The following is a 25,655-nucleotide window of genomic DNA, read 5'->3' as shown; positions in this document are numbered from 1 at the left end:
TCTCCGCGTCGCTGCGCTCCTTGCTTCGCCCTAGGATGACGAAGCGATAGGAGGCCCCGTCGGCCGCGAAGGTCACGTCAGCGAGGTGGGCAGAAGGCATCAAACCTCTTTCTCCAGAAACTCATCCTCATAGGGAAAGCGCGACAGAAGCTCGGTGCCGGTCTCGGTGATCAGGATTTCGTCCTCCAGCTTGACGCCTTCGCGGCCGCCCTTCTCGCCAATATAGCTTTCCACGCTCACCACCATGCCTGGCACGATATGGCCGTCGCGGCCATAGGTCTCGTAATCCATGGCATGCGCGATGAATGGTGTCTCGCCATGCATGCCGACGCCGTGCATGACCGAGGTGTAGCGCTGGTCGACGAAGCGGTCCGGAATTTTCCACGCCTTCTCGGCGATCTCGCGGAATGCCATGCCGGGCTTCACGATCGAAATATTGTGCTGAACCTGATCATGCGCCATGCGGTAGAGCGATTTCTGATAAGGCGTCGGTCTGCCCGGCCCACAGCGGAAGGTGCGCGAAAAATCCGAATAATAGCCGTAACAGCCGATCGTGTCGGTATCGAGCGCCAAGAGTTCGCCGGGCCTGATCTTGCGGCCGCTGGCTTCGTTGAACCACGGATTGGTGCGCTGGCCTGAGGTCAAGAGCCGCGTCTCGATGAACTCGCCGCCCTGGCGGATGACCTCGCCATACATGATGGCGAACAGATCGTTTTCGGAAACGCCGGGCTTGATCGCCTCGCGCACCGCATAGACGGCGGCCTCGGCGCCGGCCATCGACACCTGCAGGCATTTGACTTCCTCGGGCGTCTTCACCGCGCGCACGGCGAGAATTTCGCCCTGGCAATCGCGAACCTCGCAGCCGCGCTTTTCAAGCGCCAGGGCCTGCAGATGGCTGCAGCGGTCGAGCCCGAGCTTCATCGAGCCGCCGCCGTGCTTTCTCAGCAACTCGGCGATCTCGTCGGCGAAGGGCCCGGCGGTCTCGTCGTCGCGGCCCGACACGGAAGACCAGACAAGCTTGGAAGGACGCGCTTCATCGATCGTGTCGAGCACCATGGAGACATGGTAGCTCTGCGGGTATTCGAACAGCACGATCGGCCCTTCGGCCGGGATGAAGAAGTAGCGGGTCGAATTGCGCAGGAAATAGCCGAACATGTTGCGCGAGCCGGTGGCGTAGCGCTGGTTGTAGGGGTCGAACAAAACGACGCCGCCATAGCCGGCCTCGCGCATCCAGCCGCGCAGTTTGTTGAGCCGGCCTTTGCGCAGGGCGTCGGCATCGATGAAGGACGGCTCGGTGTCGGACAGCCACATGCCGCCGGCCGGATCGGCCGCCGCCGGGTGGCGCATGCGGTCCTTGAAGTCGACGTCCTCGGTGCTGTCGGGGTCGAAAACGACGATGCTCATGGTGTCTGGCCTTTGGCTGGGTGTAGGGCCAGAGCATGGCGCAGGAGGATCGGGGCAATTGTGCGGAAAACCGCGTGGGTTGTGCGGGATACCGCTGCACGACAGAGGGGGGCGCTGTCCCGCCAACGCCTCCCGCGTCAACGCTCGCGCTAACGCCTTCTCGCCAGCTTCGGCGCATGGCCATGCTCCTCGCGAAAAGCGCGGGCAAAGCTCGACATCGAGGCAAAGCCGCAGGCCAGCGCCACGTCGCGCACGGCAAGCGTCGAATGCGCCAGCAGGTCGGCGGCGCGTTTCAGCCTGAGCCGTCGATAATAGCCGTTGGGCGAGATGGCGAGTTCGGAGCGGAACGAGCGTTCGAGCTTGTCGGAGGAAACCCCGAGCTTCGCCGTCAGCTCGGCCATGCCGAGCCGCTCCTCCACCGCGTCTTCCATGATGGCGATGGCCGACAGCACCAGCTCGTTCTGCACGCCGGTGCGCAGCCTGAGCGGCATCAGCTTGCGGTCGACGCTCGAGCGCAATTGGCTGTGCACGAACCACTCGGCGACGCCCGCGGCAAGCTCGGCGCCGTAGTCGCGGGTGACGATCTCCAGCATCATGTCGAGGCTGCCGACGCCGCCGGCCGAGGTAAAACGCTTGCGGTCGATCACGTAGAGATCGCGGCGCAGCTCGATGTTGGGGAACGCCTCGGTGAAGGCGGCCTGGCTGGTCCAGTGCAAGGTGCAGGCATGGCCGTCGAGCAGGCCCGCGCGTGCCAGGAAGAACGCCGCGTCCGCCACCGCCCCGATATGCGCGCCGGCGCGCAGGCTGCGGCGGATCCAGCTCGCGGCGTCCTCGGCGACGAGATGGTCGGCATCGCCGCCCGAGCAGACCACGATGCGGTCGACCTTGGGCGCTGCCTCGGCGTAAAAGCCTGGCTGGATGACGACGCCGTTCGAGGCCTCGACCGGATCTTGGGTCGCCCCGACGATGATCCAGCGGTAGCATTCCCGCTTCGCCAGTATGTTGGCGGCGCGCAGTGGCTCGATGACGGAACTGAACGCCATCATCGGAAAGCCGGGGAACACCAGCACCGCGAAGGTGAGCGGGGCGTCCGTGGGTTTGGGTGGTTCGCGCGTGGCCATGACGTCCGGAGCCGGGAGGATCGGGGGCTACAATTCGGGCAGATAGGCTTCGGGGTCAACGGTGTTCGGCCGAAGGCGAAGGGGCGAACGCAAGCGCTCAGTCCAGATACCGGGACACGCGCGCCTTCAGAAGCGCGATCAGCTCCGGATCCATGAATTCATAATCGTCGGGGATATCGAGGCAGATCACCTTGGCCGCCTTCAGGCTGGCCTTGAACTGCTTCCGCAGTTTCGTCCGGTGGGTTTTCTCCATGACAAAGATGATGTCCGCCCAGCCGACGAGTTCGTGGGTCAGCGGTGTGTTGGCGTCATGATTGGTGCCAGCCGACGCGACTTCGATGTCGCGCCGCGTGGAAAACACCTGTTCGGCGGTCGGGCTGCGCAAGCGGTTCTGGCTGCAGACGAAGAGGACGTTTTTCAAGGTTTAGCGCGCCAAGTCCGCGACCACGGCGTCGAGCACGATCATTCCGGCCGGCGTGGCACGCAGGCGGGCGTTGCCGATCGGCGCCACCAGCCCCTCGCCCTGCAGCACCGACAGCCGAGCGCTCGACAGCTCGCGCCCGGAAAAGGCCTCGTAGCGCGAGAGGTCGATGCCTTCGGCGAGCCTCAGCCCCATCAAAAGAAACTCGTCCGCCTCTTCGGAGCGCGTCAGCAGCTCGCCGCCGGTGATGCCATGGCCCTTGGCCTCGACCAGATTGGCCCAGGTTTCCGGCATCCGTTCGGCGATGGTCACCACACGATGGCCGTTCTCGACGAAGCGGCCATGCGCGCCGGGGCCGACGCCGACATATTCGCCGTAGCGCCAGTAGGTCAGATTGTGCCGGCTTTCGGCCCCCGGCCTGGCGTGGTTGGAGATCTCGTAGGCCGGCAGGCCGTGCGCCGACGTGATTTCCTGCGTCAGTGCATAGAGATCGGCGGCGTGGTCGTTGTCGGGAACGACGAATTTCTTCGCCGCGTGCAGCGCATGGAAGGGCGTGCCTTCCTCGATGGTCAGCTGGTAGAGCGACAGGTGGTCGGCGGCATGGCCGATCGCCTGTTCGAGTTCCGCCTGCCAATCCTCCGGCGTCTGCCCGGGCCGCGCATAGATCAGGTCGAAGGACAGGCGCGGAAAGATTTCGCGCGCGAGCCCGATGGCGTGCAAGGCTTCGCTTACATTGTGCAGCCGGCCGAGAAAGCGCAAATCCTTGTCGTTCAGCGCCTGCACGCCGAGCGAGACGCGGTTGACACCGGCGGCGCGGTAACCGCGAAACCGCTCCGCCTCGACCGAGGACGGGTTGGCCTCGAGCGTCACCTCGATGCCGTCAGGCACTGTCCAATTCCTGGCCACGGCGTCCAGAACCCTGGCCACGGTTTCCGGCTTCATCAGCGACGGCGTGCCGCCGCCGAGAAAGATGCTGGTCACTTCGCGTGGCCCGGTGCGCTGGCGCATCGTTGCCAACTCGGCCTCGAAGGCGGCGGCGAAGCGCTCCTGGTCGACCGGCTGGTGGCGGACATGGCTGTTGAAGTCGCAATACGGGCACTTGGCGGCGCAGAACGGCCAATGCACGTAGACGCCGAAGCCGGGACCGCGGTCGAGCGCCATGGTGGTGCCGGGTCCGATCATGCCGAGCCAGGCCTCACCGAACCAAGCCGGGCTTGGGCGAATTTCTGGAAGGCGCGGGCGCGGTGCGACAGCGCCGTCGCCTGGCCGGGTTTCCAGCCGTGCTTTTCCTCCGCGCTCATCTCGCCGAAGGTCTTGTCGAAGCCATTGGGCAAAAACACCGGATCGTAGCCGAAGCCGAGCTCGCCGCGCGGCGGCCAGACCAGCGTGCCCTCGGCCTCGCCGCGATAATATTCGGCCTCGCCGTCGGGAAAGGCGAGGCAGATGACGGCGACAAAGCGGCCCGTGCGCCGTTCGGGCGTGGCCGCGCCGACTTCCTGCATCGCCACTTCGGTGCGCTGCATGGCCATGGCGAAATCGCGCGAACCGTCCGGAGTCTCGGCCCAGTTCGCGGTATAGACGCCGGGCGCGCCGTCGAGCGCGTCGACGCAGAGGCCGGAATCGTCCGACAGTGCCGGCAGGCCGGTCGCCTTTGCGGCGGCAAAGGCCTTGATGTAGGCGTTTTCCTCGAAGGTGGTGCCGGTTTCGTCCGGTTCGGGCAGGCCATACGCCTTGGCTGATTTCGCCTCGAAGCCGAACGGTCCCATCAGCTCGGCGAATTCGCGCAGCTTGCCTTCATTGTGGCTGGCGACGACGATCTTCTTGCCATCAAGCGTATGGAGGTTTGGCGAATGCATCAAAGGCCCCAGATTCTCGGCTCGGCGAACTCGATCGAATTGCCCGAAGGGTCGCGTATATAGATCGAACGGCCGCCTTGCGGCCATTCGAATTCGCTTTCGACGGCGATTTTCTTCGCCAAGAGATGGGCTTTCCAGCCGTCGATTTCAGCGGCGTTTGCGGCAAAGCACAGATGGCCTTCGCCGACCGTGCCGTGCGGCGGCACCTTCAGCCGCGCATCGGACGCCGGCGGAATCTTGGTCGCCTCGGCGTTGAAGATCAGCAGCACGCCCGGGCCACAGCGGAAGAAAAGGTGGCGGCCTTCTACCTTGCCAAGCAGGGTGAGGCCGAGGATATCGGTGTAGAAGACCTCTGCTTCAGCGAGGTCGGTGACATAGAGGGCGGATTCAAGAATGGCAGAGGGAGTCACGAGGCACCCCCCTCTGGCCTGCCGGCCATCTCCCCCGCAAGGGGGGAGATCGGCAGCGTGAGCGCCAGCTCATGGTATTCTATGCTGATTATTGGCGAAGCTCTCGACAACATCCGATCTCCCCCCTTGCGGGGGAGATGCCCGGCAGGGCAGAGGGGGGTGCCCAGGCTCCGCATGAATAAACTAAGCCACAGCCATCTGCTGCAGGCTGACCAACCGGGAAATGCCCTTCTTGGCCAGGCCCATCAAGGCCGCGAACTGCTCTTCGGAGAAGGGCTCGCCCTCGGCGGTGCCCTGGATCTCGACGATGCCGCCCTTGCCGGTCATGACGAAATTGGCGTCGGTGCCGGCCGAGGAATCCTCGATATAGTCGAGATCGATGACCGGCTGGCCGTCATGGATGCCGCAGGAAATCGCCGCGACATGATCCTTCAGCACTTTCGAAACACTGGCCATCTGCCGCGCTTCCATCCAGCGCAGGCAGTCATACAGCGCCACCCAGCCGCCGGTGATCGAAGCGGTGCGGGTGCCGCCATCGGCCTGGATGACGTCGCAGTCGACGGTGATCTGCTGTTCGCCCAGCGCCTGCAGGTCGACCACGGCGCGTAGCGAACGGCCGATCAGCCGCTGGATTTCCAGCGTGCGGCCGCCCTGCTTGCCGGCGGAGGCCTCGCGGCGCATGCGCTCGCCGGTCGAGCGCGGCAGCATGCCATATTCGGCCGTCACCCAGCCCTTGCCGGAATTGCGCATCCAGCCAGGCACCTTTTCCTCAAGGCTGGCGGTGCACAGGACATGCGTGTCGCCGAACTTCACCAGGCACGAGCCTTCGGCATGCTTGGAGACGCCGCGCTCGAAGGATATGGCGCGCATTTCGTCGAATTGGCGTTTGGAGGGGCGCATTCGGCCTGCTTTCTTGTCATTTTTTGAATCGTGGCCGGCTTGTAGCCCCACCAAGCCCATGGCGCAAAGGAAAATGGCCGAGCGATCCGACACAGACACCGGGTTGCGCGCGGCCCACCGAAGTCTATATCCTTGAACCGGAGGTTTTTAGCCGAATGACCAAGGCAGTCGATCCCGCCTCGCAGTCGCTGGCTCTTCAGTCGCTCGACATGCGCTCGCGCGACATCTTCCGGCGCATCGTCGATTCCTATCTGCGGGACGGCGAACCCGTGGGCTCGCGCAGCCTGTCGCGCATCCTGCCGTCCTCGCTGTCGCCCGCCACCATCCGCAACGTGATGAGCGACCTCGAGCATCTCGGGCTGATCTACGCGCCGCACATCTCGGCCGGGCGCCTGCCAACCCAGGCTGGCCTGCGTTTCTTCGTCGATGCCTTCATGGAGCTTGGCGACCTCTCCGACGAGGAGCGTCGTACCATCGAGGCGCAGGTGCGGGCCTCCGGCTCCGGCGCGACGCTGGAGCATATGCTGACCGAGGCCAGCCAGATGCTGTCAGGCATGTCACGCGGCGCCGGCCTGGTGCTCGCGGCCAAGAACGAGGTGGCGCTGAAGCACATCGAATTCATCCAGCTGGAGCCGACCAAGGCGCTTGCGGTGCTGGTGTCGCAGAATGGCGATGTCGAAAACCGTGTCGTCGAGTTGCCCGCCGGCATCACCGTCTCGCAACTGCACGAGGCCTCGAATTTCCTCAACGCGCATATTCGTGGCCGCACGCTGGCCGAGGCGCGCACCGAGATCGCCCGCATCAAGGAAGAGACGAGAGCCGCCCTCGACACGCTGTCGCAGGACCTCGTCGAGAAGGGGCTTGCGGTGTGGGCGGGCGCCGAAAGCGGCCTGCCTGCCCGGCTCATCGTGCGCGGCCGCGCCAATCTGCTGGAAAACGTCACCGCCCAGGCCGACATCGAACTCTTGCGCCACCTGTTCGAGGACATGGAGACGCAGGACGGGCTGATCCAATTGCTCGACCTCGCCGAGCAGGGATCTGGCGTGCGCATCTTCATCGGCTCGGAAAACAAGCTGTTCTCGCTGTCGGGCTCGTCGCTGGTGGTGGCGCCCTATCGCGACAAGGACGCCCGCGTCGTCGGCGCGCTCGGCGTCATCGGCCCGACAAGGCTGAACTATGCCCGCATCGTGCCGATGGTGGATTATACGGCACAGCTGATTTCCCGCATGCTGAGGTAAGGAGTCCGAGGAATTATTGCTTTGGTTTCCATGCCGGAATTCGACCGCGAACGACTTTCCTGGCGGGACCGTAAATCCAGACAGGCTGCAAAGGAGAAAAAGAATGGCGCTGGAATCGTTCAAGGCCCAGATCAGTCTGCTGCTCGAGGAGATGGTCAACCAGCCGGAGGACCAGCACGAAATTCAGGAACAGCTGCGCGAAAAACTGCGCGAGATGCGCGCCATGGGCCTGCCATTGCCGGCCGATCTCGTTGAATTGGAAAAACGCCTGGACGACGATTTTTACGCTGCCGGGACCTGATCCGAGAAGTTTTGCGCATCGTGCGAACGGAACCCACGGGCAAACCGATCGTTGCTTTCCTTCATGACGGATTGGAGGAAGTGATGCGATTGGCCGGACTGGCGCTGTCCGCACTGTTTGTCACGACCGCGGCGCTCGCCCAGCAAGCCGATCAGCCTGTGCTCAAAGGCCCGGCCGCCTTCGGCGACTGGCGGGCGGACAGGCCCGGCGTGCGCCGGCTGATCAAGCCGGAAGACCTGCCGAAACCCTATGTCACCAAATCCGCCTCCAACAGCGCCGGCGTGATCGACATGCCGGCGGACGCAAAGCCGCATTTGCCGCCGGGGTTTTCGGCCGAGTTGATCGCCTCGGGGATCGACAATCCGCGCGTCGTGCGCATCGCACCCAACGGCAACCTGTTCGTTGCCGACAGCAAGGCCAATCAGGTTCGGGTCTATCGCCTGGCGAAGGGCAGCGCGAAAGCCGCGGAGAAAAGCATCTTTGCCGGCGGTCTCAACCGGCCCTATGGCATTGCCTTCTATCCCCCGGGCAAGGACCCGCAATGGGTCTACGTCGCCAACAGCGACAGCATCGTGCGTTTTGCCTACGGCAATGGCGACCTGAAGGCCTCGGGCGAGCCGCAAACCATCGTCGCCGACATTCCTTCGACCCACCACTGGACCCGCGACATCGCCTTCTCGCCCGACGGCAAGACACTTTATCTTTCCGTCGGCTCCGGCTCGAATGTCGCCGAGGACATGGGCAAGAGGCCCAGGGGCGGGCTCGACGCCTGGGTCAAGGCTAAGCCGCTCGGCGCCAGTTGGGGTTCCGAGGCGGGCCGGGCCGAGGTCCGGGCCTTCGATCCCGACGGCAAGAACGGCCGCACAGTCGCCACCGGCTTGCGCAACTGTTCGGGCATGACCGTCCAGCCGGCGACCGGCGCGCTATGGTGTGTCGTCAACGAGCGCGACGGGCTCGGCGACAATGTGCCCGCCGAATACGCGACATCGGTCAGGGAAGGCGCCTTCTATGGCTGGCCCTGGTATTATATCGGCGACAATGAGGACCCGCGCCACAGGGGCGAGCGGTCCGATCTCGCCGGCAAGGCTGACAGTCCCGACGTGCTGATGCAGGCGCATTCGGCGCCGCTCAACATCGCCTTCTACGATGGCAAGGATTTGCCCGCCGACACCGGCTTTCCCCAGGCGTATCGAGGCGACGCCTTCGTTGCCCTGCACGGTTCGTGGAACCGCGGCAACAGGACCGGCTACAAGGTGGTCCGGCTTCTGTTCAAGGACGGCAAGCCAACCGGCGAATACGAGGATTTCATGACCGGCTTCGTCGTTTCCAATGGCGAGGTGTGGGGCCGCCCGGTCGGCGTTGCGGCGGCCGGCGACGGATCCTTGATCGTCTCCGAGGATGGCAACGGCACGATCTGGCGCGTGACTTATAGCGGCGACCGCTCCTGATCCTTCCTTGCGAACCGGGCCATGCCGTCTGGTGCAAGCGAATTTCGCGCTCAGGGCGTTCTCCTGGAGGCCGCCTCATGCGACAAGGGGCGCGACCGCCCTTGGACGCCAACGCCAATGACCCTCACCGGATTCCTGGCCTATAGCGCCGCTCTTGGTATCGCCGCCGCCATTCCTGGCCCCGGCATCACCGCGTTGGTCGCGCGTGCGCTGGGCTCGGGCTTTCGCTCGTCGCTGGCCATGTCCTTCGGACTCATGCTGGGCGATCTCACCTACCTGACCGCCGTGGTGCTGGGCCTCGCCTTCGTCGCGCAGGAGTTCGGCATGGTTTTCCTGGCCATCAAATGGGCCGGCGTCGCCTACCTGGCTTTCCTCGGCTGGCGCTTCTGGACCGCCGGCATCACACCTGAAACCGTCGAAGCCAGGAAGGGAAAGGGCGGCTTGCTGTCGAGCTTCGTCGCCGGCCTCACCGTGACGCTCGGCAACCCCAAGACGATGATCTTCTACCTCGCCATCACGCCGACCATCGTCGACCTGAAGACGATCGCGCTTGCCGATTACGGCATTCTCGTCGCGCTGACGGTCGTCGTCCTGTTCGTCGTGCTGGTGCCTTACCTGGCGCTGGCGGCCAAGGCGCGCTGGTTCCTGAAGTCGCCGCGCGCGCTGAAGGTGCTGAACCGCACCGCCGGCGCCTTCATGGTTGGCGCGGCGGCGGCGATCGCCGCTCGTCAGTAGGTCGTTTCGGCCAAACCATTCCCTGCCCCGGCTGTTTCGGGAAATGCTTTTCCGGGGGCCAGGCGTTTTCAGCACGTGCCCCACTCGGATATTTTCCAGCCGCGGCCTATCTTGCGCGGTTGAAAGCCCTATTCTGTCGGCTACTGCCAATTGCCTGAAATCCAGGGAGCGAAACCAATGAACAAGCCCGTCACTTCAGCCCGCGTGCCCGGCCGCGGCCGCATCTACGATTCCATCACCGACACGATCGGCGACACGCCCCTGGTACGGCTCGACAAGTTCGCCAAGGAGAAGGGCATCGTCGCCAATCTGGTCGCCAAGCTCGAATTCTTCAATCCGATCGCCTCGGTCAAGGACCGTATCGGCGTAGCGATGATCGAGGCGCTGGAAGCGGCCGGCAAGATTGCCCCCGGCAAGACCACGCTGATCGAACCGACATCCGGCAACACCGGCATCGCGCTCGCCTTCGCCGCCGCCGCCAAGGGCTACAAGCTGATCCTGACCATGCCGGAGACAATGTCGGTCGAGCGCCGCAAGATGCTGGCGCTGCTCGGCGCCGAACTGGTGCTGACCGAAGGCCCGAAAGGCATGAAGGGCGCCATCGCCAAGGCCGACGAACTGGCCGCGACGATCCCCAACGCCATCATTCCGCAGCAGTTCGAAAACCCGGCCAATCCGGAGATCCATCGCAAGACGACGGCGGAGGAAATCTGGAACGACACCCAGGGCGGGATCGACATCTTCATCGCCGGCATCGGCACTGGCGGCACCATCACCGGCGTCGGCCAGGTTTTGAAGAAGCGCCAGCCCGCGCTGCATGTCGTCGCCGTCGAGCCGGATGCTTCGCCGGTCCTGTCGGGCGGCCAGCCCGGCCCGCACAAGATCCAGGGCATCGGCGCCGGCTTCGCGCCAAAAATCCTCGACACCACGGTCTATGACGAGATCGTCAAGGTCTCGAACGAGGATTCGGTCGCCAATGCGCGCCTCATCGCCCGCCTCGAAGGCGTGCCGGTCGGCATCTCCTCGGGCGCGGCCCTGCAGGCGGCCATCGTCGTCGGCTCGCGGCCCGAGAACAAGGGCAAGACCCTGGTCGTGGTCATCCCCGATTTCGCCGAGCGGTATCTGTCGACGATCCTGTTCGAGGGGCTGGGAGCTTAGGCTTCGATACCCAAGAACAGCAGCGCTAACGTGGCTTGTTTAGCGTCCTGAGCCTGGCCCGTTGAAAAACCTGCCGTGGAGTCCTTACCCGACTTGAGTAGCCCCTGCTTCCGGTGCAAATCTCGAGCGCGCCCCGGTTCGGGCCGGGGGAGGATTTCATGTACAAGCTCTACACGCGTCCGGGCAGCGGTGGCTTTGTCGTCGAGGCGGCGCTGGCGCTGATCGATGCGCCTTTCCAACGGATCGACGTGCCGAAAAGCGAGGCGCCCGATCCGGCCTTCCTCGCCATCAGCCCGTTGAACCAGGTGCCGGTGCTGACCTTGCCGGACGGACGCTCTATCACCGAATCGGCGGCGATCTGCATCCTGCTCGCCGAGCGCCACCCGCAAGCCGGCCTGGCGCCGACCGCCGATGAACCGGCGCGCGCGGAGTTCCTGCGCTGGATGGCGTTCATGTCCTCGGTGCTCTACCCGGCGATGCTGCGGCTCTACTACGCCCACCGCTACACGACGGATGCCGAGGGGTCGAAGGCGGTGAAACAGGCGGCGGTCGCCGAGATGGACCGCGGTTTTACCGTCGTCGATGCAGCCTTGCGCAACCGCGACTGGCTCGCCGGCGATCGGATGTCGCTGGCCGACATCTATCTCGTCATGCTGGTGGCCTGGCATCCCGACATCGACATGGCGCGGGCGGCCTGGCCCGGTATCGAACGCCTGTGGGCGCGGTTGCGCGAGCATCCGCTCATGAAGACGCTCAACACGTCGCACGAGATGTGGCCGGCCTGAACGAGGTGGTCCGAAAGGCCGCCCGCGCCCGGGAGCTCATTGGATGAGAGCGGCGCGTCTTGCCTGCAGGAAGCGGCGCACCGCCGGATCGCGCTCTAGGCCGATCGCCCGATCATAGGCTTCGAGCGCCTGCGGTGCCTGGCCGAGCCTGGCCAGCAGGCCGGCCCGCGCGGCCCAGTAGGGCTGGTAGTCATTGAGCCGCTTGTCGTCTCCCAGCACGTAAAGAGCCGCCAACCCTGCCACGGCGCCCTCGGTCTCTGCGATCGCCACCGCGCGGTTGATCGCCACGACCGGTGATCCCGCGATCGAAAACAGCGCTTCGTAGAGCGCGCGGATCGCCGCCCAGTCGGTGCGGCCGCTCAGTCGTCGCGCCACATGCGCCGACTGGACCGCCGCCTCGAGCTGATAGCGGCCGATCGTGCCCATGGCGGCGGCACGGCGGAGCAGCGCTTCGGCCTCGTCAACCAGGGCGTGATCCCACAGTGCATGGTCCTGCTCGGCGAGCGGCACATACTCTCCGGCCGTGTCGCGACGCGCGGCGCGGCGCGCTTCGGCGAACAGCATCAGCGACAGCAGGCCCAGCGCTTCCGGCTCTTGCGGCAGCAGCGAGGCCACCAGCCGGCCGAGCCAGATGCCTTCGGTGGCGAGGTTCCGGCGCCGCGTCTCGGTACCGGCCGGGTCGGACCAGCCCTCGGCGAAAGCGGCGTAGATTGCCTCCAGCACCGCGTCCAGCCTTTCGCCGAGTTCGGCTCGCTCCGGTACGCGGAACGGAATGCCGGTCTCGCGGATGCGGCTCTTGGCGCGCACCAGGCGCTGCCCCATCGTTGACGGCGAGAGCAGGAAAGCGGAAGCGATCGTCGCGGCATCGAAGCCGAGGATGGTCTGCAGGATCAGCGGCGCCCGCACGCCGGGTTCGATCGCCGGATGGGCGCAGGCGAACATCAGCCGCAATCGTTCGTCGGGCAGGTCCTCATCGGTCATGCGCGCCTCCGCCTCCTCGGCAATCAGCTTGAGATGGTCGCGGCCGGCTTCGCCGGTCAGCCGCCGCCGCACCGCATCGACACGCCGCCGCCTTGCCACGGCGAGCAACCAGGCTTCCGGCTTTTCCGGCACGCCGGTGCGCGGCCAGCGCTCAAGCGCCGCCGCAAAGGCGTCGGCCAGCGCATCCTCCGCGGCAGCCACGTCGCGCGTGCGCGCCGCCAGCCAGGCGACCAGCTTGCCGTAGCTCTGCCGGGCGGCCGTCTCGGCGGCCACCCGGGCGATTTCGGGGCGTGTGTCCATCACGCCGTCATTTCCTGGGCAGATAGTCGGCCATTTCCCAGATCGGCCGCACCTCGACAGTCCCGGTGCTGGCCGCCGGACAGCGCGCCGCCCAGGCGATCGCGGCGTCGGCGTCCTCGGCCTCGATCATGTAGAAGCCGGCAAGCTGCTCCTTGGTGTCGGCATAGGGGCCGTCGAGCACGCTGGTCTTGCCGTCAGTCATCCGGACCAGGGTGGTCGCCTGGCTCGGGCGCAGCCTGTCGCCGGCCAGCCAGGTGCCGGACTTCTTCAGCGCTTCCGTGTAGGCGTCATAGGCGGCGCTCATCTGATAGGTCGCCTCGGTCGGCACGTTCGCCATCGCGGCTTCGTCGGCGTAGATCATAAGCATGTATCGCATGGGTCTTCTCCCGTGGTTTCGAAGGCCGCTTCGTTGCGGGCCGAACGTATGTCGCGCGACCTTGGCCGATTTCGACAGGCGCTGGAAAAACTTTCGGCTCCGGCCGCGCCTTGTGCAAGCGGGCATATGTTTGGCGACACTCTCAACCATTCGTCTAACGAGCGGAATTGCGGGTTGGCATTTCCCCTCCGCTGTCTAAACTCGCCCGGTTCGCGTCAGGGAGGCGATGCGGCCAATATTTCAGGGAGGAAACCGGATGTTGAACTTCAGAAAGACGTTTATTGCTGCCGGCGCGATGGCGCTTTCCCTTGGCCTTGGTGCGGTGTCCGCCACCGCGCAGGAATTCATCAATGTGCTGACCGGCGGCACTTCGGGCGTCTATTATCCGCTCGGCGTGGCACTGTCGGAAATCTACGGCAAGGGCATCGAGGGCGCCCGCACCCAGGTGCAGGCGACCAAGGCCTCGGTCGAGAACCTCAACCTCCTGCAGCAGGGCAAGGGCGAGATCGCGTTCGCGCTCGGCGATTCCGTCAAGATGGCCGCCGAGGGCAATGCCGAGGCCGGCTTCCCCGGCAAGCTGGACAAGCTGCGCGGCATCGCCGCCATCTATCCCAATTACATCCAGATCGTCGCCAGCCAGGAATCCGGCATCAAGACGCTCGCCGACCTCAAGGGCAAGAGCTTGTCGGTCGGCGCGCCGGCATCGGGCACCGAGCTCAACGCGCGGGCCATCTTCGCCGCCGCCGGGCTGAAATACGAGGACCTCGGCCGCGTCGAATATCTGCCCTTCGCCGAATCGGTCGAGCTGATCAAGAACCGCCAGCTCGACGCCACGCTGCAATCGGCCGGGCTGGGCGTCGCCTCGATCCGCGATCTCGCCACCTCCTTGCCGATCAATGTCGTTGCGGTGCCGGCCGAAGACGTCGCCAAGATCGGCTCGCCCTATCTGTCGGTGGTCATTCCCAAGGGCACCTATGAGGGCCAGGCAGAGGATGTCGCGACAGCCGCCGTCGGCAATTTCCTCATCACCCGGGCCGATGTCTCGGATGAGACCGCCTACCAGATGACCAAGCAGATGTTCGAGCATCTCGACCAGCTTGCCGCCGCGCACGCCGCCGCCAAGGCGATCGACCCGGCCAAGGCCCTCGACGGCATGCCGGTGCCGCTGCATCCGGGCGCGGAGCGGTATTACAAGGAGAAGGGGCTGCTGAAGTAGGCGAGGACTATCTGAGATGTCTTCGCGACGCGCCTCGCACTATCATTCGCTCATTTTGGAGTGCGTCGGATGAGCGAAGCAGTCGACGGCAAATCCTCCACCTTCCATCTCCCCGTCGCCGAAGAGCAGGTAGAAGGACTGCCGCCGGGTTTCGGCGACGGCATCGCCGGCAAGGCGGCCTTCGCCATCGCGGTCGCTTTTTCCGCCTTCCAGATCTACATCGCCGCCTATGGCAGCCTGCCGAGCCAGGTGGTGCGGGCCATGCATGTCGGCTTCCTGCTGCTGCTCGGCTTCGGCCTGATCGCCAATCTGCGCGCCACCAGCCTGCCGGCCAAGGCCGCGTTCTGGACGCTGGGAGTGCTCGGCTTCGGCACCGGCCTGTACAATTGGGTGTTCTATACCGACCTCATCCGGCGCTCCGGCTTCCTCACCACGCCGGACCTGATCGTCGGCGCGGTGCTGGTGGTGTTGGTCTTCGAGGCGGCGCGCCGGCTGATGGGGCTGCCGCTGGCGGCCATCGCCTTCATCTTTCTCGCCTATTGCTTCGTCGGCAATCATCTGCCGCCGCCCTTCATCCATCGCGGCTATGACTTCGCCCAGCTGGTCGACACCTTCGCCTACGGCACCGAAGGCATTTACGGCACGCCGATCTATGTCTCGGCCGCCTATATCTTCATCTTCGTCGTCTTTGCCGCCTTCCTCGAACGCGCCGGGATGATCGCGCTGTTCAACGATTTCGCGCTCGGCCTGGTCGGCACCTGGCGCGGCGGCCCGGCGCAGGTCTGCGTGCTGTCCTCGGCGCTGATGGGCACCATTTCCGGTTCCGGCGTCGCCAATGTGGTGGCCAGCGGCCAGTTCACGATTCCCTTGATGAAGCGCTTCGGCTTCCGCTCGGCCTTTGCCGGCGCCGTCGAGGCGACCTCCTCGATGGGCGGCCAGATCATGCCGCCGGTGATGGGCGCGGTCGCCTTCATCATGGCCGAGACGCTGAACATCCCCTATGCCGATGTGGTCAAGGCGGCGATCATCCCGGCGCTGCTCTATTTCGGCGCCTGTTTCTGGCAGGTGCATCTGGAGGCAGGCAAGGCCGGCCTGCGCGGCATGGCCAAGGCGGACCTGCCGAACCCCTGGGACGCGGTGCGACAGCACTGGCCGCTGGTGCTGCCGCTGGCGGCGCTGATCTATCTGCTGTTCGCCGGCTACACACCGGTCTTCGCCGGTACGATGGGCCTGGCGCTGACCATCGTGCTGATCCTCGGCACGCCGCTGGCGGCGCTGATCGGGCCGCTCGCCTTCCGCGTCGTCTTCTGGCTGGCGCTGGGGCTTGCCGCCTCCTCCTTCATGAAATTCGGCGTCAACATCCTCAGCCTTGTCATCGCCGCACTCGTCATTGCCTGCCTTGCTTTCAAGGGTGGCCGCGAGACGCTGCGGATCTGCATCGACTCGCTTGCCGAAGGCGCCAAGAACGCGCTGCCCGTCGGCATTGCCTGCGCCATCGTCGGCATCGTCATCGGCACGCTGACGCTGACCGGCATCGCCTCGACCTTCATCGGCTGGATCATCTCGATCGGCGAGAACAATCTGTTCCTGTCGCTGGTGCTGACCATGCTGACCTGCCTGGTGCTCGGCATGGGCATCCCGACCATCCCCAACTACATCATCACCTCGTCGCTGGCCGGGCCGGCGCTGCTGTCGCTCGGCGTGCCGCTGGTGGTCAGCCACATGTTCGTCTTCTATTTCGGCATCATGGCCGACCTGACGCCGCCGGTGGCGCTGGCCGCCTTTGCCGCCGCACCCATGGCCAAGGAGAGTGGCCTCAAGATCGGTATCCAGGCGACAAAACTAGCCATTGCCGGCTTCGTCGTTCCGTTCATGGCGGTCTACACGCCGGCGCTGATGCTGCAGGACGCCGGACCGATCGCCGCCCAGTTCGGTTATCCCGTCGAGGTCGCCTACATCGTTCTCAAGGCCTGCATGGGCATCGTGCTGTGGGGCGCCGCCGCCGTCGGCTTCCTTGCCACGCGCATGGCCTGGTGGGAACGGCTGGTCGCCTTCGCCGCCGGCGTGCTGCTGGTGGCGGCGGTGCCGCTGACCGATGAGACCGGCTGGGCGCTGTCGCTGGCCTGGATCGGCTGGCATGTCTGGCGTGCCCGGCAGGCGCCGGCCAGGGCATGATCCCGAAGCGAAGGTCGGCGAACGCAAAAAGCGGCACCCGGCTGGCGGCGGCGATCCTGCTCAGGCGAGAAACCGCATGAGCCTGTGCATCCTCGCCGCCGGCAAGAGCGTGACGCTCGGCGTTGCCGCCTTCACATTGTCCTGGGCGCATTCGGTGGAGCGGACGCGCTGGGAGGAAGACTGGAAGGTGACGCCCTCCGGCCTGCAAGTAGTCGAGGCCCGTATCAAAGGCTCGGGTGCCGGCATGGAGCCGCCGGAAGGTGCGGTGCTGAAGGATGGCTGGTGGGCCTATTCGCCCAAGGTCGGGCCGCAGCCCCGTCTCGTGCTGGCGGCCTCCGGCGCGACGGCCGGTGGCTGGACGCTGTGCACGTCCCAGGATTGCCGCGAACTGGGTAAGGCGGCGGGCGGCGCGATTGTGCTCCAACCCTGTGTGGCCGATCGCTTGAGCCGGCCGCGGTAGCGCGCATTCATCCGATTGGCCGCAACCAGGCGCGACGCTCTCGAAGAGGATCAGCGGCTGCACCGAAGGGTTCAGAGGGACGGCTTGCGTGGGATGGCTCGTCCGCGGACGCGCGGTCACGCTGGCCTCGGCTGCTTATGTCCTATAACACCAAGCCAGCCGATGGCGGCATCAAAGACGCGGCGTTGCCGCACGCCGGCGGTCGGCCAGGACAGGGCGTTCGGCGCGATAGGCGGTGGCGCGGCTGTCGGCGTCCGGCCTGCAGATGCGGCTGTTGTGTCGGCTTTCGAAGCTCATGGTCAGTGTGCGCCCAGCGACGTGCCGCGACGGGCGCAGGCCGGACCGGGGCCACGCATGTAATAGCGCTCGGGCCGATAGGTCGGCGCGACGAATTCGCGGATAGCGGCGGCATAGCCGATGAGTTGCGTGAGGAAGTTCATTTTATCTGGTCCCTGTCCCGATTTTCGGACGTCCCTTCCGAAGTGCGAGAACGATAGCATCGAGGCGTGAATACTCAGTGAACGTGATGTTAATTTTTGGTCGAAAACCCGTCGCTTCATGGCCGGATTGCGGCTGATTCGGGGTGTTTCGACGCCTTTTGTCACCATTTCGGTTGGTGTGACTTTTGCATCACATATGTTTCGTTTGAATGTCGCCTTGGCGCGCTTGTGTTTCAACTTTCGTGCCGCCCGGGAATTTCCTGCCGTGCGGCCGCGAGCGCTCGGAACCGGCCCCACCAATGGACGTTGAGTTCCAAGAACCGGCATCGCCGGCTCACAGGCACTGCCCAGGCAAGGCCGGGATCTCCCGAACAAGCAAGAGCAATGGAAAGGTTGAAATCATGGGCTTCTTTTCGAAGGACATCAAAACGCTGGACGACCTCTTCGTGCACACGCTGCGCGACATCTATTATGCCGAAAAGCAGATCGAGAAGGCGCTGCCGAAGATGGTCGACAAGGCAACCGATCCGCAATTGAAGGCCGGCTTCGAAAAACACCTCGAGCAGACCAAGGGCCATATCGAACGCGTCGAGCAGGTGTTCGAGCTGCATGGCGTCAAGGCCAAGCAGGTCAACTGCCCGGCCATCGACGGCATTCTCGAGGAGGCCGACGACGTCAGCGGCGATGTCGACGACAAGGACGTTCTGGATGCCGCGCTGATCGCCTCCGCGCAGGCCGTCGAGCACTATGAAATGACCCGCTACGGCACCTTGATCGCCTGGGCCAAGCAGCTCGGCCGCAGCGACTGCGCCAATGTGCTGGCCAAGAATCTCAAGGAAGAGCAGGCGACGGATCGCAAGCTGACCGAAATCGCGGAAAGCAAGATCAACCTGCAGGCCGCCGAATAGGGGCTGAAAGCCGGGGCCGGCGGCAACCGCGCCGGCCCCGGCCCGACCGGGTTGGAACCGAGCGGGGTGGTCGCCCGTTCCAGCTGATCTTTCTCACGGGGAAATCATCATGGCGCCGCGCCCGGCCTGGAAAGGCTATCTGAAACTCTCGCTGGTCACCTGCGCCATCGAACTGACCAACGTGGTCACCCATGCCGACAAGGTCTCGTTCCACATCCTGAACCGCAAGACCGGCAATACGGTGAAGCGGATCTATGTCGACGCCGAGACCGGCAAACCGGTCGAGGACGGCGACGAGATCAAGGGATACGAGATCGAAAAGGGCGACTTCGTCCATATAGAGGAGGACGAGATCGAGGCGGTGCAGATCGAAACCTCGCACACGATGAGCCTCGACGGCTTCGTCGACAAATCCTCGATCCGGCAGATCTATCTCGACACCCCCTACTATGTCGCGCCGGCCGACAAGGTTTCGGAGGAGGCGTTCGCCGTCATCCGCGACGCGATGGCGGGCAAGAAGATGGCCGGGCTGGCGCGCATCGTCCTTTATCGACGCGAGCGTCCGGTGGTCATCGAGCCGCTCGGCAAGGGCATGGTGCTGACCACGCTGCGCTACGACAACACGGTGCGCCAGCCGGAGACCGTCTTCGGCGACATCGAGGCGGTGAAGACCGACCAGGAGATGACCGATCTGGCCGAGCTCATCATCGACAAGAAGAAGACCAAGTTCGATCCCTCGAAATTCGACGACAAATATGAGGAAGCCCTGCTCGAGCTGATCCGCGCCAAGAGGGCGGGGCACAAGGCGCCCAAGGCCAAGGAGGCGCCCAAACCCTCCAATTTCGTCAACCTGTTCGACGCGCTGAAGAAGAGCTTGTCGTCAGATTCGGCGCCAACCAAGTCGTCCCCGGCGAAAGCCAAGCCGGCGGCCAAACGTGCCAAGGCGAAAAGCGTTGCGCCGAAGCGCAAATCGGCCTGAGGATACGAGATGGCCAGCAGCCTCGAACAGTATCATTCGAAGCGTGACTTCAAGAAGACCGCCGAGCCGGCCGGCAAGGTTGCGCGCGGCAAGAAGGCCGGCGGCATCTTCGTCGTCCAGAAGCATGCCGCCACGAGGCTGCATTACGATTTTCGCCTCGAGCATGACGGCGTGCTGTGGAGCTGGGCGGTGACGCGCGGTCCGAGCCTCGATCCGCACGAAAAGCGGCTGGCCGTGCATGTCGAGGACCATCCCATCGACTATGCCGGCTTCGAAGGCACCATCCCCAAGGGCGAGTATGGCGGCGGCTCGGTCCTCGTCTGGGACGAGGGCACCTGGATGCCCGAGGGCGATCCGGCCAAGATGATGGCGAAGGGGCACATCAACTTCGAGCTCGAGGGCCACAAGCTGCGTGGCAAGTGGCATCTGGTGCGGCTGCGGCCGCGGCCCGGCGAAAAACGCGACAACTGGCTGCTGATCAAGTCGGACGATGCCGCCGCACGCCCCGGCGAGGATATTCTGCAAGACGAGCCGAAATCGGTGAAATCAGGCCTGACGATCGAGGAGGTCGGCGAAGGCAAGGCGGCCAAGGGCGAGAAGCCGAAGGTCTGGCATTCGAACAAGCCGGCCGCCGGCAAGGCCAAGACCGGCGGCAAGAAGCTCGATTTCATCGAGCCACAACTCGCCACGCTGGAGCGCGACGCACCGTCGGGCCAGGACTGGCTGCATGAGGTGAAGTTCGACGGCTACCGCATGCAGGCGCAGATCGCCGGCACCGACGTTCGGCTCCTGACCCGCACCGGGCTGGACTGGACGGAAAAATTCGGCGGCGAGATCGCGGCCGAACTCGCCGGGCTGAAATGCAGCGACGCCATCCTCGACGGCGAGATCGTCGTGCTGGCCGACAGCGGCGTGTCGTCCTTCGCGCTGCTGCAGCAGGATCTGTCGGCGAAGCGGACGAACCGCTTCATCTATTACGTCTTCGACCTGATGCGGCTCGACGGCAAGGATTTGCGCCGCGAGCCGCTTGTCGAGCGCAAGCAGGCCCTGCAGGCGCTGCTCGGCGAGCCGTCCGACACCGCGGCGGTGCGTTTTTCCGACCATTTTGCCGAACCCGGCAAGATCATGCTGGAACATGCCTGCCGCATGGGGCTGGAAGGCGTCGTCTCAAAACGCGCCGATGCGCCCTATCGCAGTGGGCGCGGTCCGGCATGGGTCAAATCGAAATGCACGGCACGGCAGGAATTCGTCATTGGCGGCTATCTGCCGTCGGACAAGACCGGACGCGGCCTGCGCTCGCTGCTGGTAGGCTATTTCGAAGGCGGCAGCCTGCACTATGCCGGCCGTGTCGGCACCGGCTTCTCCACCAAGAGCGCCAACGACTTGAAGAAGAAGCTCGATGCGCTGAAGGCGGACGCCTCGCCCTTCGATGCGGCCGTGCCGAAGGGCAAGGGCCTGGTCTGGGTCAAGCCGGAACTGGTCGGCGAAGTGGAGTTTCGCAGCTGGACGTCGGACCGTATAATACGCCATGCTTCGTTCCAGGGGCTGCGCGAGGACAAGCCGGCGGAGGAAGTCGTGCAGGAAAAGCCCAATGCAACGGGAACAGGGGCAACGGGAACAGGGGCAACGGGAACCAAAACAGCGACAGGCAAAAGCCCCGCCAAGGCCAAGCCGGCGGCAGGCAGCGCCAATACGGCAGCAACGGCGGCGAAAACGACCGTGAAGCTCTCCCACCCGGACAAGCTTCTGTGGCCCGACGAAAAGATCTCGAAGCAGGCGCTGCTCGATCATTACGCGCTGGTATGGCCGCGCATGAAGCAATTCGTGGTCGACCGCCCGCTCAGCCTTGTCAGGGCGCCCGATGGCGTTGGCGGCCAGCGTTTCTTCCAGAAGCATGCCTCGCCCGGCATGCATGCGAAGATCGAAAAGACCAAGGACCCCACGGATGGCGAGGAAATCCTGTTCATCCGCGATTTCGACGGCATCGCGGCGCTGGTCCAGCTCGGCGTGGTCGAGATCCATATCTGGGGCTGCACCATCGACAAGCTTGAACAGCCCGACCAGGTCGTCTTCGACCTCGACCCCGACGAGGGCGTCGATGTGAAGGCGGTGCGCGAGGCGGCGCTCGACATCAGGGGCAAGCTCGACGAGCTGTCGCTGCCCAACTTCGTCAAGACATCGGGCGGCAAGGGCTTTCACGTCGTCGTTCCGCTGAAGCCGTCGGCGGATTGGGCCGAGGTCAAAGGCTTCGCCCATGATTTCGCCAGGGCGCTGGAGCAAGGCGCGCCGGATCGCTACACCGCGACGCTGTCGAAGAAGGCGCGCACGGGGAAGATCTTCGTCGACTACCTGCGCAACGGCAGCGGCGCGACCACCGTCGCGCCCTACTCCTCGCGCGCCAAGAAGGGCGCGACGGTGTCGATGCCGGTGACATGGGCCGAGATCGAGGCCGGCCTGCCGCCGAACGCCTTCCCGATCGGCGACAAGACGACGCTGAAACGGCTCTCGGAAGCCGATCCGTGGGTGGATTTCTTCAAGAAGGGGAAGGTGCTGAAGCGCGGCTAGCTCGACTTTCAATGCTGCGGGACTCTCACCCCAAAAACACCCTCTCGAACGCCTGCTTGCCCGGCGGCGAGAAAATCACCGCGCGGCTGTCCTTCTCGCGGCGCGCCCATTTCTCGGCAAGGATCTTGTCGAGGATGGCGGCGCCCAGCGTCCCGGCGAGGTGCGAGCGCCGCACGCTCCAGTCGAGGCAGGCGCGGCACACCGGCCGCCGAGGCTTGGTGTAGACATCGATGCCGATCGCCGCGAAATGCGATGCGGCGGATGGCCCGAGCCTGATCTCCTTGTCGTTGCGGACCAGTATGTTTTTCTCGACGAGGCGGTCCAGCATCGCAACGGCCTGCTCGCCGGCAAGGTGATCGTAGCAGACGCGCGCGACGCGCATCGCGCCGTCGCGCGGGCCTGGCCGCACGCGCCTGGGGCCAACGGCTTCCGCCACGCCGGTGATGGCCTCGATCATGCCGGCCACTTGCGGGCCGGCCAGACCGTAATAGCGATGCCGGCCCTGGCTGGCCAAGGTCAGCAGTCCGCCCTCCATCAGCTTGGACAGATGCGAGGAGGCGGTCGGCAGCGACACGCCGGCCTCCAGCGCCAGTTCGCTCGCGGTCAATGCCGTGCCGCCCATCAGGGCATTCAGCATGTTGGCGCGGGCCGGATCGCCGACCAGGCTGGCGATGCGGGCAATGTCGGGTCCTTCACGCATGGTTTGATCCTCATCGAAGCATTCTTGTCAGATAACCATTATTCTCCGACGGGATCAAGGAGACGAGGATGGCCGCACGAATCGCTTTCACCCCCGAACCGGTGCCCCGCCGCCAATCGTTCCCGTTCGTCACCTGGGTCCGCTCACGGTTGCTGGCCCGCTGGTATGACCGCCATTCGCAGCGCCGCGACCTCTCGGAGATCGACGACCACCTGCTGCGCGACCTCGGCCTGACACGGGAGGACGTGCGCCGCGAATGCGCGAAATCCTTCTGGCAGGTGTGATCGCCAACTCATCTGCCTAGCAGATCGGGTGGCACGACGTTTCGACGCCGCCCGAACTGTCGCCGCTAAACACCAAGGAGCCGACCATGACCATCACCTGCTTCATCCGCTATGAGATCGACCCGTTCGGCAAGGCCGCCTTCGAGGAGTATGCCCGCAACTGGGGTCAGGCCATTCCGCGCTGCGGCGCCGATCTGATCGGCTATTTCGCGCCGCATGAGGGCTCGGCCACGACGGCCTATGCCGCCTACAACATCGAAAGCCTCGCCGCCTACGAAGCCTACCGCGCCCGGCTTGCCGCGGACCCCGCCGGCAAGGCAAACTATGAATTCGCCAAGCGCGAACGCTTCATCCTCAAGGAGGACCGCATGTTCCTGAAACTGGCTTCCGGCCCGCATGCGCCGCTGGTCAAGCTATGATCGCCGTCATCTTCGAGGTGCAGCCTGCGCAGGGCCGGCGCGAGGCCTATCTGAGCATAGCCGCCGACCTGCGTCCGCTGCTCGACGGCATTGACGGCTTCATCTCCGTCGAGCGCTTCCAGAGCCTGGCCGACCCGGACCGGGTGCTGTCGCTGTCGTTCTGGCGCGACGAGGAGGCGGTGAAGGCCTGGCGCAACACCGAAGAGCACCGGCAGGCGCAGCGGGCCGGGCGCGGCGGTATCTTTGCCGGCTATCGATTGCGGATCGCGCACGTGGTGCGCGACTACGGACTGGCCGAGAGGGACGAGGCGCCAGCGGACAGCCGGGCCGTGAATGGGTGAGAGCTATTGGGCTGACGTTGGCGCCGCCCCTCACCTGCCTGCCATCCCCGGTTTCGCCAATCGCCAGCGTTGGAAGAAAGGAGCCAGCGCTGCAGCCAGCCTCCTTCTCCCCGTCACTATACGGGGAGAAGTGCCCGGCAGGGCGATGAGGGGCAGCGCTGACCTCGCCACTTTGTTTACGCATTCCCGATCAGCACGCCCGCCGCGAACACCAGGGCGCCGCCCAGCACCACCTGGAAGGCGGCGCGCAGGAACGGGGTCTGCATGTAGCGGTTCTGGACGAAGGCGATGGCCCACAATTCGAAGAACACCACCACGGCGGCTACCGCCGTCGCGGTCCAGAAATGCGGGATGAGATAGGGCAGAGCGTGGCCGAGGCCGCCCAGCGTCGTCATGACGCCGACGGTCAGGCCGCGCTTGATCGGCGAACCCCTGCCCGACAGCTTGCCGTCGTCGGAAGCGACCTCGGTGAAGCCCATCGAGATCCCGGCGCCGATCGAGGCGGCGAGACCGACCAGAAGCGTCTGCCAGGTGTCATGGGTGGCAAAGGCGGCGGCGAAGATCGGCGCCAGCGTCGACACCGACCCGTCCATCAGCCCGGCTAGGCCCGGCTGCACATAGGTGAGGATGAACTGGCGCTGCTCGGCGGTCGCCTCCTCGACCTTGACTTCGCCCGGCACGTGTTTCTGCTCCAGCGCATGCGCCGAGCTTTCATGGCCCTGTTCGGCCGCGGCCAGATCGTCGAGCAGCTTGCGGGTCGAGGCGTCGGTGGTGCGCTTGGCCGCCTCGACATAGAACAGATAAGCCTGCCGCTCCATCGCCTCGGCTTGGCGGCGCACGGCCTCGATGCCGAGCGGCCGCACCAGCCAGTCGGGCTTGCGCTCGAAATAGCCCCTCACATGTTCACGGCGGATCAGCGGAATGCGCTCGCCGAAACGCTTGCGGAAGAGTTCGATCAGCGAGTCGCGATGGCCGTCTTCCTCCTCGGCCATGGCCTCGAAGAGTTTGGCCGATTGCGGAAAGGTCTCGGACAATCCGTCCGCATAGGCCCGGTAGATACGCCCGTCATCCTCCTCCGATGAAATGGCCAGCGCCAGGATCTCCTGTTCGGAGAGCGATTCGAAGGAGCGGCGGCCGAAGCCGAAAACACGGGAAAGCATGAGGAAATCACCCTAGTTTAGAATTGTTCTAAACTATGGTTTGCAACGTCCTTGGTCAATCGTGCGCTTGGCCGCGGTCAAGAATAGTTGAGCCGGCACCGGGCATCCCTCTTCATTATCAGCGAATGTTTACCTATATATCGGGCCAAGCCAAAAAAGGAACGAGCTGATGACGGCCAAGAAGCCTCCGCACCCCTACGACCCGAAACCGGTCCTCGATCTCATCGCCAGCATCGAGGCCGACCTGCAGCGCCTGAAGGGGCTGGTCGAGCAGCAGATCGAGAAATTCGACCCCGCCAACCCGCACAACAAGGCACCCGACGGCAAGCTGACCGAGGAAGGCGTCGAGTGCTGCTACCGCATGTTCGACGAGGGCAAGTCGCGCTATTCGGTCGCCCAGCAGATGAAGATCTCGTTTGCCGCCGCCACGCATCGGTTCAACAATTGGCGCAAGCTGGGCGGCAGCAAGCGGCAGCGGACATTGCTGGGGTGAATTTCGATATGCGGGCGTGACGGCCGCAACGCAGGATGTGTTTGTGTCTTGATCACAATCGCGAACTTTGTCCCGGTCACA

General features: G+C 64.9%; 29 protein-coding genes. 16 read left to right on the top strand and 13 right to left on the bottom strand.

Annotated features, from left to right (window positions below; all coding sequences use genetic code 11):
- Positions 1-99: 99 nt before the first annotated feature.
- The 7 genes from FJW04_RS02235 to rph all read right to left on the bottom strand — a co-directional run bounded on the left by FJW04_RS02235 (position 100) and on the right by rph (position 6,112).
- On the bottom strand, positions 100-1,404 hold the full coding sequence (locus FJW04_RS02235; RefSeq protein ID WP_140712095.1) for a Xaa-Pro peptidase family protein: 1,305 nt from the start codon (positions 1,402-1,404) through the stop codon (positions 100-102).
- Between the two features lie 149 nt (positions 1,405-1,553).
- The gene (locus FJW04_RS02230) at positions 1,554-2,525 is read right to left on the bottom strand and encodes a GlxA family transcriptional regulator (protein ID WP_140712093.1); all 972 of its coding nucleotides are present in this window, start codon (positions 2,523-2,525) and stop codon (positions 1,554-1,556) included.
- Between the two features lie 97 nt (positions 2,526-2,622).
- Complete coding sequence (locus FJW04_RS02225) at positions 2,623-2,946, bottom strand: low molecular weight protein tyrosine phosphatase family protein (protein WP_140712091.1); 324 nt, start codon at positions 2,944-2,946, stop codon at positions 2,623-2,625.
- A 3-nt stretch (positions 2,947-2,949) separates the two neighbouring features.
- Positions 2,950-4,128, bottom strand: coding sequence for a radical SAM family heme chaperone HemW (gene hemW, locus FJW04_RS02220; protein WP_140618144.1), 1,179 nt, complete (start codon positions 4,126-4,128; stop codon positions 2,950-2,952).
- Positions 4,125-4,802 carry an RdgB/HAM1 family non-canonical purine NTP pyrophosphatase gene (gene rdgB, locus FJW04_RS02215; RefSeq protein ID WP_015314796.1) on the bottom strand — a complete coding sequence of 226 codons (678 nt, stop codon included), beginning with the start codon at positions 4,800-4,802 and terminating at the stop codon, positions 4,125-4,127. The genes hemW and rdgB overlap by 4 nt, the downstream gene beginning before the upstream one ends.
- Positions 4,802-5,212, bottom strand: a complete 411-nt coding sequence (locus tag FJW04_RS02210) for a VOC family protein (protein ID WP_140618142.1) — start codon at positions 5,210-5,212, stop codon at positions 4,802-4,804. The genes rdgB and FJW04_RS02210 overlap by 1 nt, the downstream gene beginning before the upstream one ends.
- Positions 5,213-5,395: 183 nt before the next feature.
- The gene (gene rph / locus FJW04_RS02200; RefSeq protein ID WP_015314794.1) at positions 5,396-6,112 is read right to left on the bottom strand and encodes a ribonuclease PH; all 717 of its coding nucleotides are present in this window, start codon (positions 6,110-6,112) and stop codon (positions 5,396-5,398) included.
- 155 nt (positions 6,113-6,267) lie between these two features.
- Here rph and hrcA point away from each other — a divergent pair, with 155 nt between their 5' ends.
- The 6 genes from hrcA (at position 6,268) to FJW04_RS02170 (ending at position 11,777) form a co-directional block, all read left to right on the top strand.
- A complete protein-coding gene (gene hrcA, locus FJW04_RS02195) occupies positions 6,268-7,350 on the top strand; it encodes a heat-inducible transcriptional repressor HrcA (RefSeq protein WP_015314793.1) in 1,083 nt (360 codons plus the stop codon).
- A 103-nt stretch (positions 7,351-7,453) separates the two neighbouring features.
- Positions 7,454-7,651 (top strand): hypothetical protein, encoded by a 198-nt coding sequence (locus tag FJW04_RS02190; RefSeq protein ID WP_015314792.1) that lies wholly within the window; start codon positions 7,454-7,456, stop codon positions 7,649-7,651.
- Positions 7,652-7,734: 83 nt separating this feature from the next.
- A complete protein-coding gene (locus FJW04_RS02185) occupies positions 7,735-9,099 on the top strand; it encodes a sorbosone dehydrogenase family protein (protein WP_181172853.1) in 1,365 nt (454 codons plus the stop codon).
- A 117-nt stretch (positions 9,100-9,216) separates the two neighbouring features.
- Complete coding sequence (locus FJW04_RS02180) at positions 9,217-9,834, top strand: LysE family translocator (protein WP_140712087.1); 618 nt, start codon at positions 9,217-9,219, stop codon at positions 9,832-9,834.
- Positions 9,835-10,011: 177 nt separating this feature from the next.
- Entirely contained in the window at positions 10,012-10,992 is a 981-nt protein-coding gene (gene cysK, locus FJW04_RS02175) for a cysteine synthase A (RefSeq protein WP_140712085.1), read from the top strand.
- Positions 10,993-11,150: 158 nt separating this feature from the next.
- Positions 11,151-11,777, top strand: a complete 627-nt coding sequence (locus FJW04_RS02170; protein WP_140712083.1) for a glutathione S-transferase family protein — start codon at positions 11,151-11,153, stop codon at positions 11,775-11,777.
- Positions 11,778-11,813: 36 nt separating this feature from the next.
- On the opposite strand, the gene FJW04_RS02165 is transcribed toward FJW04_RS02170, so the two are convergent.
- Positions 11,814-13,058, bottom strand: coding sequence for an RNA polymerase sigma factor (locus tag FJW04_RS02165; RefSeq protein WP_015314787.1), 1,245 nt, complete (start codon positions 13,056-13,058; stop codon positions 11,814-11,816).
- A 7-nt stretch (positions 13,059-13,065) separates the two neighbouring features.
- Positions 13,066-13,434 (bottom strand): YciI family protein, encoded by a 369-nt coding sequence (locus FJW04_RS02160; protein WP_015314786.1) that lies wholly within the window; start codon positions 13,432-13,434, stop codon positions 13,066-13,068.
- A 256-nt stretch (positions 13,435-13,690) separates the two neighbouring features.
- Between FJW04_RS02160 and FJW04_RS02155 the strand changes: the two genes are divergently transcribed.
- The 3 genes from FJW04_RS02155 (at position 13,691) to FJW04_RS02145 (ending at position 17,285) form a co-directional block, all read left to right on the top strand.
- The gene (locus FJW04_RS02155; RefSeq protein WP_140660352.1) at positions 13,691-14,650 is read left to right on the top strand and encodes a TAXI family TRAP transporter solute-binding subunit; all 960 of its coding nucleotides are present in this window, start codon (positions 13,691-13,693) and stop codon (positions 14,648-14,650) included.
- A 69-nt stretch (positions 14,651-14,719) separates the two neighbouring features.
- Positions 14,720-16,825 carry a TRAP transporter permease gene (locus tag FJW04_RS02150; protein WP_140712081.1) on the top strand — a complete coding sequence of 702 codons (2,106 nt, stop codon included), beginning with the start codon at positions 14,720-14,722 and terminating at the stop codon, positions 16,823-16,825.
- A 76-nt stretch (positions 16,826-16,901) separates the two neighbouring features.
- A complete protein-coding gene (locus FJW04_RS02145; protein WP_140618416.1) occupies positions 16,902-17,285 on the top strand; it encodes a DUF1850 domain-containing protein in 384 nt (127 codons plus the stop codon).
- A 171-nt stretch (positions 17,286-17,456) separates the two neighbouring features.
- On the opposite strand, the gene FJW04_RS30525 is transcribed toward FJW04_RS02145, so the two are convergent.
- Positions 17,457-17,582: a hypothetical protein gene (locus FJW04_RS30525; RefSeq protein WP_263484918.1), complete on the bottom strand. Its 126-nt coding sequence runs from the start codon at positions 17,580-17,582 to the stop codon at positions 17,457-17,459.
- A 2-nt stretch (positions 17,583-17,584) separates the two neighbouring features.
- Positions 17,585-17,725, bottom strand: coding sequence for a hypothetical protein (locus tag FJW04_RS02140; RefSeq protein ID WP_015314782.1), 141 nt, complete (start codon positions 17,723-17,725; stop codon positions 17,585-17,587).
- Positions 17,726-18,126: 401 nt separating this feature from the next.
- Here FJW04_RS02140 and FJW04_RS02135 point away from each other — a divergent pair, with 401 nt between their 5' ends.
- From FJW04_RS02135 to ligD, 3 genes are all read left to right on the top strand, one after another.
- The gene (locus FJW04_RS02135) at positions 18,127-18,633 is read left to right on the top strand and encodes a ferritin-like domain-containing protein (protein ID WP_015314781.1); all 507 of its coding nucleotides are present in this window, start codon (positions 18,127-18,129) and stop codon (positions 18,631-18,633) included.
- 109 nt (positions 18,634-18,742) lie between these two features.
- Positions 18,743-19,612 carry a Ku protein gene (locus FJW04_RS02130; protein WP_140712079.1) on the top strand — a complete coding sequence of 290 codons (870 nt, stop codon included), beginning with the start codon at positions 18,743-18,745 and terminating at the stop codon, positions 19,610-19,612.
- A 9-nt stretch (positions 19,613-19,621) separates the two neighbouring features.
- Entirely contained in the window at positions 19,622-22,177 is a 2,556-nt protein-coding gene (gene ligD, locus FJW04_RS02125; protein ID WP_140712077.1) for a DNA ligase D, read from the top strand.
- 25 nt (positions 22,178-22,202) lie between these two features.
- On the opposite strand, the gene FJW04_RS02120 is transcribed toward ligD, so the two are convergent.
- Positions 22,203-22,877, bottom strand: coding sequence for a winged helix-turn-helix domain-containing protein (locus FJW04_RS02120; protein WP_140712075.1), 675 nt, complete (start codon positions 22,875-22,877; stop codon positions 22,203-22,205).
- Positions 22,878-22,945: 68 nt separating this feature from the next.
- Between FJW04_RS02120 and FJW04_RS02115 the strand changes: the two genes are divergently transcribed.
- From FJW04_RS02115 to FJW04_RS02100, 3 genes are all read left to right on the top strand, one after another.
- On the top strand, positions 22,946-23,161 hold the full coding sequence (locus tag FJW04_RS02115) for a DUF1127 domain-containing protein (protein ID WP_140712073.1): 216 nt from the start codon (positions 22,946-22,948) through the stop codon (positions 23,159-23,161).
- 86 nt (positions 23,162-23,247) lie between these two features.
- A complete protein-coding gene (locus FJW04_RS02105) occupies positions 23,248-23,580 on the top strand; it encodes an NIPSNAP family protein (protein WP_140712071.1) in 333 nt (110 codons plus the stop codon).
- Complete coding sequence (locus FJW04_RS02100) at positions 23,577-23,921, top strand: antibiotic biosynthesis monooxygenase (protein ID WP_140712069.1); 345 nt, start codon at positions 23,577-23,579, stop codon at positions 23,919-23,921. The genes FJW04_RS02105 and FJW04_RS02100 overlap by 4 nt, the downstream gene beginning before the upstream one ends.
- Before the next feature lie 176 nt (positions 23,922-24,097).
- Here FJW04_RS02100 and mbfA read toward each other — a convergent pair whose 3' ends face one another.
- Positions 24,098-25,081: an iron exporter MbfA gene (gene mbfA, locus FJW04_RS02095; protein ID WP_140618116.1), complete on the bottom strand. Its 984-nt coding sequence runs from the start codon at positions 25,079-25,081 to the stop codon at positions 24,098-24,100.
- 169 nt (positions 25,082-25,250) lie between these two features.
- Between mbfA and FJW04_RS02090 the strand changes: the two genes are divergently transcribed.
- Complete coding sequence (locus FJW04_RS02090; RefSeq protein WP_140712067.1) at positions 25,251-25,574, top strand: hypothetical protein; 324 nt, start codon at positions 25,251-25,253, stop codon at positions 25,572-25,574.
- Positions 25,575-25,655 lie beyond the last annotated feature (81 nt).

Source organism: Mesorhizobium sp. B2-7-3, assembly GCF_006440715.1.
GTDB lineage: Bacteria > Pseudomonadota > Alphaproteobacteria > Rhizobiales > Rhizobiaceae > Mesorhizobium > Mesorhizobium australicum.
Note: the sequence above shows the minus strand (reverse complement) of the source record. Positions and strands in the feature narration are given on the sequence as shown.

Bases quoted from the DNA above. Each gene is read 5' to 3' on its own strand.
- FJW04_RS02235 (WP_140712095.1), bottom strand. From the start codon at position 1,404: ATGAGCATCGTCGTTTTCGACCCCGACAGCACCGAGGACGTCGACTTC.
- FJW04_RS02230 (WP_140712093.1), bottom strand. From the start codon at position 2,525: ATGGCCACGCGCGAACCACCCAAACCCACGGACGCCCCGCTCACCTTC.
- hemW (WP_140618144.1), bottom strand. From the start codon at position 4,128: ATGATCGGACCCGGCACCACCATGGCGCTCGACCGCGGTCCCGGCTTC.
- rdgB (WP_015314796.1), bottom strand. From the start codon at position 4,802: ATGCATTCGCCAAACCTCCATACGCTTGATGGCAAGAAGATCGTCGTC.
- rph (WP_015314794.1), bottom strand. From the start codon at position 6,112: ATGCGCCCCTCCAAACGCCAATTCGACGAAATGCGCGCCATATCCTTC.
- hrcA (WP_015314793.1), top strand. From the start codon at position 6,268: ATGACCAAGGCAGTCGATCCCGCCTCGCAGTCGCTGGCTCTTCAGTCG.
- FJW04_RS02190 (WP_015314792.1), top strand. From the start codon at position 7,454: ATGGCGCTGGAATCGTTCAAGGCCCAGATCAGTCTGCTGCTCGAGGAG.
- FJW04_RS02185 (WP_181172853.1), top strand. From the start codon at position 7,735: ATGCGATTGGCCGGACTGGCGCTGTCCGCACTGTTTGTCACGACCGCG.
- FJW04_RS02180 (WP_140712087.1), top strand. From the start codon at position 9,217: ATGACCCTCACCGGATTCCTGGCCTATAGCGCCGCTCTTGGTATCGCC.
- cysK (WP_140712085.1), top strand. From the start codon at position 10,012: ATGAACAAGCCCGTCACTTCAGCCCGCGTGCCCGGCCGCGGCCGCATC.
- FJW04_RS02170 (WP_140712083.1), top strand. From the start codon at position 11,151: ATGTACAAGCTCTACACGCGTCCGGGCAGCGGTGGCTTTGTCGTCGAG.
- FJW04_RS02165 (WP_015314787.1), bottom strand. From the start codon at position 13,058: ATGGACACACGCCCCGAAATCGCCCGGGTGGCCGCCGAGACGGCCGCC.
- FJW04_RS02160 (WP_015314786.1), bottom strand. From the start codon at position 13,434: ATGCGATACATGCTTATGATCTACGCCGACGAAGCCGCGATGGCGAAC.
- FJW04_RS02155 (WP_140660352.1), top strand. From the start codon at position 13,691: ATGTTGAACTTCAGAAAGACGTTTATTGCTGCCGGCGCGATGGCGCTT.
- FJW04_RS02150 (WP_140712081.1), top strand. From the start codon at position 14,720: ATGAGCGAAGCAGTCGACGGCAAATCCTCCACCTTCCATCTCCCCGTC.
- FJW04_RS02145 (WP_140618416.1), top strand. From the start codon at position 16,902: ATGAGCCTGTGCATCCTCGCCGCCGGCAAGAGCGTGACGCTCGGCGTT.
- FJW04_RS30525 (WP_263484918.1), bottom strand. From the start codon at position 17,582: ATGAGCTTCGAAAGCCGACACAACAGCCGCATCTGCAGGCCGGACGCC.
- FJW04_RS02140 (WP_015314782.1), bottom strand. From the start codon at position 17,725: ATGAACTTCCTCACGCAACTCATCGGCTATGCCGCCGCTATCCGCGAA.
- FJW04_RS02135 (WP_015314781.1), top strand. From the start codon at position 18,127: ATGGGCTTCTTTTCGAAGGACATCAAAACGCTGGACGACCTCTTCGTG.
- FJW04_RS02130 (WP_140712079.1), top strand. From the start codon at position 18,743: ATGGCGCCGCGCCCGGCCTGGAAAGGCTATCTGAAACTCTCGCTGGTC.
- ligD (WP_140712077.1), top strand. From the start codon at position 19,622: ATGGCCAGCAGCCTCGAACAGTATCATTCGAAGCGTGACTTCAAGAAG.
- FJW04_RS02120 (WP_140712075.1), bottom strand. From the start codon at position 22,877: ATGCGTGAAGGACCCGACATTGCCCGCATCGCCAGCCTGGTCGGCGAT.
- FJW04_RS02115 (WP_140712073.1), top strand. From the start codon at position 22,946: ATGGCCGCACGAATCGCTTTCACCCCCGAACCGGTGCCCCGCCGCCAA.
- FJW04_RS02105 (WP_140712071.1), top strand. From the start codon at position 23,248: ATGACCATCACCTGCTTCATCCGCTATGAGATCGACCCGTTCGGCAAG.
- FJW04_RS02100 (WP_140712069.1), top strand. From the start codon at position 23,577: ATGATCGCCGTCATCTTCGAGGTGCAGCCTGCGCAGGGCCGGCGCGAG.
- mbfA (WP_140618116.1), bottom strand. From the start codon at position 25,081: ATGCTTTCCCGTGTTTTCGGCTTCGGCCGCCGCTCCTTCGAATCGCTC.
- FJW04_RS02090 (WP_140712067.1), top strand. From the start codon at position 25,251: ATGACGGCCAAGAAGCCTCCGCACCCCTACGACCCGAAACCGGTCCTC.